Below are 5,464 nucleotides of genomic sequence, written 5' to 3' on the forward strand. Positions count from 1 at the left end.
GGGACAAATCAATTACAGAAGGGCAGAATCTTGTCTTTACAGTATCTGCAGTTGATGTGGACGGCGATTCATTGAGCTTCTCTGCAGAAGGACTGCCATCTGGCGCAGTGTTTGATGCTGCAACAGCAACATTCAGCTGGAAGCCGGGATACCTGCAGTCAGGCGAATACTATGCAACATTCACTGTTTCAGACAGCTCGCTTACTGACGGAGAAACAATAATGATAACAGTGCTTGAGGCAGGAAACCAGCCTCCTGTGCTTGAAGAGATAGGAGAAAAGAATGTCTATGAAGAAGAGAAGATTGAGTTTGAGATAACAGCAACAGACCCTGACAACTCCTTTGAAGAGCTTGTCTTCTCAGCAGAAGGGCTTCCCACTGGTGCAGTGTTTGACCCTGCAACAAGGAAGTTCAGCTGGACTCCTGTAAGAGAGCAGATTGGCGCTCACAAGGTTTCATTCAGCGTGTCTGACGGAGCACTCTCTGACTCAGAGGAAGTCACAATAAATGTGCTTGAAACTCCTTATGAGAGCATATTCATGAGAAGCATAAAGATGGACGATTATGTGAAAGCAGGAGATGAGCTTTCAATAATGCTTATCATGAAAAATGACGGCACAAAGGACATGAGAAATGTCCAGATAAGCATTGTGATACCTGAGCTCGGGCTGGAAAGAAGCATAGGACCTTATATCCTCAAGCAGGGAAAAGACATGAGCAAGACCATTGTGCTTGAGATACCCGAAGATACCTTGCCTGGAGAGTATGATGTGAGAATCACAGCAAACACAGATGAGGAAAGAAGGGTTAAGCACAGGCCTATAACAGTGACTGAGTAAAGCCAAAGCTTTTTATTGAATTTTTATTTTTTTATTATTTTATTTGTTTTTCTTGATTATTAATACGGATAATTAAATCAATAAGGATAGAATCAGTAATTTCTTATGTTATTATCAATGTCCTTTGCAGTGTTTCTTAGCTCATCCATAAGCCTATTCATGTCATCTTTAAGCTCATCAACAAGCTGCTGGAGATTATTAACCCTGAGCAGGTATTTGTTCTTTGATGCAATTACAATCCCTGAAGTCATCATGTGGTTCAGGTGGTGGACTACTGCACTCCTTGAAAGCCCGAGCTTGTAGGCAAGTTCATCGCTGCTTATGCCTTTCTCGCTGTTCTTGATAAGCTCAACAAATATCCTGTACTGGCTCTTGTCCCTGTCTCTTTCTCCGAAAAGCCCGAGGGAATTCCCGAACCACTGAAGCTCATCATTTATATCCTTGAGCGGAGGCGCAGCCCTTCTCGTCTTTATTATCACAATCTTTCTTTCAATGAACATTTTATCTCCTTTTAATTCTATTATCCTGCTAATTTTATATATTTTTGTATTTTGTGCTGGTTGTCATTTATTAACCGTTTTTCTGAGCAAAAGCTCTGTTTCAGAAAACAGCTTTTTGATATTGTAGTGCTCTGGAATCCTGATTATTCTTATGCTTGAGAGCCTTCCTGAGTTTCTTGCGTTCATAAGTATGAATCCAATGTTAAATGGGTCTTCATAAAGAATGCTTTCAAGGATTTCCTCAATTCTTTCGGTAATAGTCACCCTTTTTGCTTTCCTGGAGACATCAATAATGAATATTCCTTCGCCGGGCTCTCTTGCAAATATTCCGCCAATGGAGCTTATTCTCTTAACTTTCAGTTTATTTATCCTAAGAGAGCTTATTCTTTCAGCGAGCTTTTCAACGATTTTTGAATACTTAGCGCTGTTTTTCCCATTCTCAATAACCAGCAGAAAATCCATGGAATACTCCTGTTTTTTCGCGCTTAAATACTTTTCTGAAAGAGAAAAATCACTTATTAAAATATCACTTAAAATATTAAAATATAAAATATTAATATGATTAAATCAACGTGTATAATATTAAAGAGAAATATCATTGTCTAAGCATTTATCTAAGCATCCCCGCAACCGGTTACGCTCAGTTGACGCAAAAAAATCACACGGCGATTTTTTGTGCAAGAAATGCAAAGCATTTCTTTGCGCGCAAGAGCAAGTGCGGCGTTCCTTTGGGAAGCCGCACGGAAAAAACTATTGAGTTAATTACAGGTTAAGCGAAAGTGTATAATATCAAATAGAAATATTCCTATTTAAGCATCCCTGCTATTATCATGTCAACTGACTCTTTTCTTGAGAGCCCGTGGCTGAGTAGTGTTTCAAGCTGCTTCTTGTCCACAGAGCCTATTGCCGCCTCGTGCGTTACCCTTGCTGTCTCATCTTTCACAGAGACAATGGGGGTTGCAGTTGCCCTTGCATGCCCTGACACAATCTCAACGCAGTCCACATGCCCTCTCACATACGGAGCATTTCCTTCTGTAACATTGTAGACATCGCTTGTCGCATTATCCTTTATTCCTGCCCTTGTCTTTATTACGCTTCTTGCATTTCTTCCTGAGAGTATTGCCTCTTCCCTTATCCTTATCCTGTCATTTCCTTTGCCGAATGCCTTTGCTTCCATCTCGACAACGCTGTCCCTGCCGCAGTCAACATGGTAGTTGATGTCAAGGAAGCCCACCCGTCCAATCACTAAAGAAAATAAGGTCTTGAATGTGGCTTTCTCCCCCACAAACACTTTAATTGTGGGCGCAACATGGATTCCTCCGAATGTGCCGTGGAAATGCGTCTCATTGTATACAAGGGATGCGCCTTTTGCAATGTGAAATTCGCCGTCCATCAGATGCTCAACTTTTACTGCATTGGGAAATGTGCAGTGCGCAAGGATGTATGCAGAGGAGTTCTCCTGAAGGTATGTCCTTACTTTTATCTTCTGGATTCCGCTTTTCGGGATAATCCCGAAGCAGAGATGTATTGGATTTTTTATGTGCACTCCCTTAAGGACAGTCATTTTAACATCAACGCCGTCTTTTACTGGCTTTGCATCCACAATCAGCCCTTCAACCGGATTCATTGATAGAATCTTGTTCTCTTTTACAAGGAGGGATGCTATCTCCTTGTTTTTCATGAAATTGGGGTTTCCCCCTGCTTTTTTGTATGCTTCCATTAAAAGCGCAAAATCATTCGGGGCTTCCAATCTTATCGCCTCCGAAATTCTCATCTTCATTTTCATTTATGTCGCCGATGTTGCACAGCCCGCATTTCTTCCTGAAATACTCTGACACTTCAGTGCTCTTTCCTGTCTTTGCAACACAGCCCCCGCATATCAGCATGCTCCTGTCTGCATGCCTTGCCACTTCTTCTCTGTGAGTTATTATTATTACACTTGTTCCCGCCTTTTTCATCATTTTTACAACCTTTATCAGGTCGTCAAGAGAGACAAAATCTATCCCTGAATCAGGCTCGTCAAGGATTGCAAGCTTTGGCTTAAGAGTGAGCATTGATGCAAGTTCAACCCGTTTCCTTTCTCCCCCGCTCAGAGTTGAGTTAATTTCCCTGTCAAGATATTTTTCAGGAGAGAGTCTTACAAGTGAAAGCGCTTTTTCCGGGGAAACCTTTGCATTTATGGAAAGGAAATCCCTTATTGAAATGCCCTCAAATCTGGCGGGCTCCTGCCATGCTAAAGAGATTCCATTTTTTGCCCTTTCAGTTATCCCTTTTCTTGAGATGTCTTTTCCCTGGAATATGATTTTTCCCGAGTCCTGCCTTTTTATTCCCATAAGAATTGATGCAAGCGTTGACTTGCCTGAGCCGTTAGGGCCTATGACGCAGAATATCTCATTTCGGTTTATTGAGAAGGATACTCCCTTAAGTATCTCGTTCTCTTCTCTTTCAAATTTCAGATTTTCAACCTGAAGAAGCGGTGCTTTTGGCATTTTATCCCTGAAAATTAACTATTGTCAATGGGTAGGCAATGTTTTTTGCTTTTAAATCTTTTGGAGAAGTTCATCAAAAGGCATTAAAAATTCACATATGTTAATTCCTATTCCTCTATTGAGAAATAAATCCTTTTTCCGTATGGGCTGTATCCCGCCATTGATTCTCCGCTGAACGGCTCTGATATTATTATGTGGAAGAATCCGTTTTCGCGGAAAAACCTCATGTCTGCGCGCGACGGCATGTTGTTTTTGCTGTTGTGGCTGTGCACGCTTCCCATTGTTTCAGGAAAGGAGGGGAAATTTCTCCAAAAAAAAGCTGAATTTGAGGATGAAACATAGTTCTGGTAGATAATCCTGTCTATCATGAGCTTTCCCGCCTCAATCTTCCCCCCGAGAAGCGCAACAAACTCCCTTGGCGCATTGCTCTCTGCAAAGTTTATTATGTCTTCTGCAACGCTTTTTCTTAAAATTATGGAATCAAAGCTGTATTTTCCCATGCTGAAAATTTTTTCAAAAGATTTTTTTATTCTCTCCTGGATATTCAGCGCCATAAATGCATTGGTTTTTCACGAGTTCTTAAAAATTTCCATTAATTTCCCTGATTTTAAGGGTTTTTTCAAAAAAGTTTAAAAACAAACCTCTCATTAAGATTATCGGAGTGAGAAATGATGAAGATTTACCTTTTTTCAAATGCACTGGGCTCATTTTCCTTTGATGAGTCAATAAGCCCTCTTGATTCAGTTGAGTTTTCAATAGAGGAATCATTGGAAAATTCTGCGCTTCTTGAAAAAGGCGCCCTTCTTGAAAGCGAAAAGGGCATTATCAGGAAGCATGCCTCAGAAAAGGTTGTTATACTGAGAAGCACAAGCGCTGCTCTTCAAAAGGAGATTGCAGCTTCAGGATTCAGGAACGCTGAAGCAGCTGTTGAAAGGGAAGCGCTTCTCAAGGTTCTCAACCTGTTCAGGGATAAAAAGTTCCTGGAAAAATTCCATTCCTACAGCATTCTGATTGCAAAAAGGAAGATGCGCGAATGCGTTGCATCAGATTATTTTGTTATGCAGGCAATAAGCGCAATTGATGAGCTTACAAAGTGCTCAAACACCCTCTCAAAGAGGCTCAGGGAGTGGTATGAGCTGTATAACCCTGAAACCTCAAGGGCGATTGAGGACCACAATGAGTTTGCAGGAACTATTCTTGAAAAGAAAAAGGATGAGCTTCTTTCCATGCTTAATGTAAAGCCATCTGAAACCATGGGGGCTGAGCTTTCAGGGGAGGATGTGGATGCAATCCTTGAGCTTGCCCGCGCAGTCAGGGCAGTTTTCTCCCAGATTGATGTTCAGACAAAATACCTTGAATCTGTGATGCAGGCTAATTACCCAAAAATCACAGAAGCAGCAGGTGCAATTGTGGGTGCAAGGCTGATTGACATTGCAGGAAGCATAAAGCATCTTGCAGAGATGCCATCCTCAAAGATTCAGGTTCTCGGTGCAGAAAAAGCCCTTTTCAGGCACCTTAGGACTGGCGCAAGACCGCCTAAATACGGGGTTATCTCCCAGCATCCGAGCATATCCCTGGCAGGAAGGGATGAAAAGGGGAAATCAGCAAGAAAGCTTTCCAGCAAGATAGCAATGGC

7 protein-coding genes are annotated in these 5,464 nt (G+C 41.7%); 2 read left to right on the forward strand and 5 right to left on the reverse strand.

Annotated features, from left to right (window positions below):
• Window positions 1-839 (forward strand): putative Ig domain-containing protein (locus NTV63_02970; protein ID MCX6709890.1); only part of this gene is annotated, 839 nt, incomplete at its 5' end.
• 92 nt (window positions 840-931) lie between these two features.
• On the opposite strand, the gene NTV63_02975 is transcribed toward NTV63_02970, so the two are convergent.
• The 5 genes from NTV63_02975 to NTV63_02995 form a co-directional block, all read right to left on the reverse strand.
• Complete coding sequence (locus NTV63_02975; protein ID MCX6709891.1) at window positions 932-1,339, reverse strand: HTH domain-containing protein; 408 nt, start codon at window positions 1,337-1,339, stop codon at window positions 932-934.
• Window positions 1,340-1,402: 63 nt separating this feature from the next.
• Window positions 1,403-1,801: a hypothetical protein gene (locus tag NTV63_02980; protein ID MCX6709892.1), complete on the reverse strand. Its 399-nt coding sequence runs from the start codon at window positions 1,799-1,801 to the stop codon at window positions 1,403-1,405.
• Between the two features lie 343 nt (window positions 1,802-2,144).
• Window positions 2,145-3,125: a SufD family Fe-S cluster assembly protein gene (locus tag NTV63_02985; GenBank protein MCX6709893.1), complete on the reverse strand. Its 981-nt coding sequence runs from the start codon at window positions 3,123-3,125 to the stop codon at window positions 2,145-2,147.
• A complete protein-coding gene (locus NTV63_02990; protein ID MCX6709894.1) occupies window positions 3,073-3,828 on the reverse strand; it encodes an ATP-binding cassette domain-containing protein in 756 nt (251 codons plus the stop codon). Before NTV63_02990 ends, NTV63_02985 begins: the two co-directional genes overlap by 53 nt.
• Window positions 3,829-3,935: 107 nt before the next feature.
• Window positions 3,936-4,382: a Mov34/MPN/PAD-1 family protein gene (locus NTV63_02995; protein MCX6709895.1), complete on the reverse strand. Its 447-nt coding sequence runs from the start codon at window positions 4,380-4,382 to the stop codon at window positions 3,936-3,938.
• A gap of 117 nt (window positions 4,383-4,499) precedes the next feature.
• Between NTV63_02995 and NTV63_03000 the strand changes: the two genes are divergently transcribed.
• Window positions 4,500-5,464 (forward strand): hypothetical protein (locus NTV63_03000; GenBank protein MCX6709896.1); only part of this gene is annotated, 965 nt, incomplete at its 3' end.

The sequence above is a fragment of the Candidatus Woesearchaeota archaeon genome, from assembly GCA_026394965.1.
GTDB lineage: Archaea > Nanobdellota > Nanobdellia > Woesearchaeales > 0-14-0-80-44-23 > JAPLZQ01.

What these genes read in the sequence shown, in the direction of transcription:
- NTV63_02975 (MCX6709891.1), bottom strand. Translation starts at nt 1,339, where the DNA reads ATGTTCATTGAAAGAAAGATTGTGATAATAAAGACGAGAAGGGCTGCG.
- NTV63_02980 (MCX6709892.1), bottom strand. Translation starts at nt 1,801, where the DNA reads ATGGATTTTCTGCTGGTTATTGAGAATGGGAAAAACAGCGCTAAGTAT.
- NTV63_02985 (MCX6709893.1), bottom strand. Translation starts at nt 3,125, where the DNA reads ATGAAAATGAAGATGAGAATTTCGGAGGCGATAAGATTGGAAGCCCCG.
- NTV63_02990 (MCX6709894.1), bottom strand. Translation starts at nt 3,828, where the DNA reads ATGCCAAAAGCACCGCTTCTTCAGGTTGAAAATCTGAAATTTGAAAGA.
- NTV63_02995 (MCX6709895.1), bottom strand. Translation starts at nt 4,382, where the DNA reads ATGGCGCTGAATATCCAGGAGAGAATAAAAAAATCTTTTGAAAAAATT.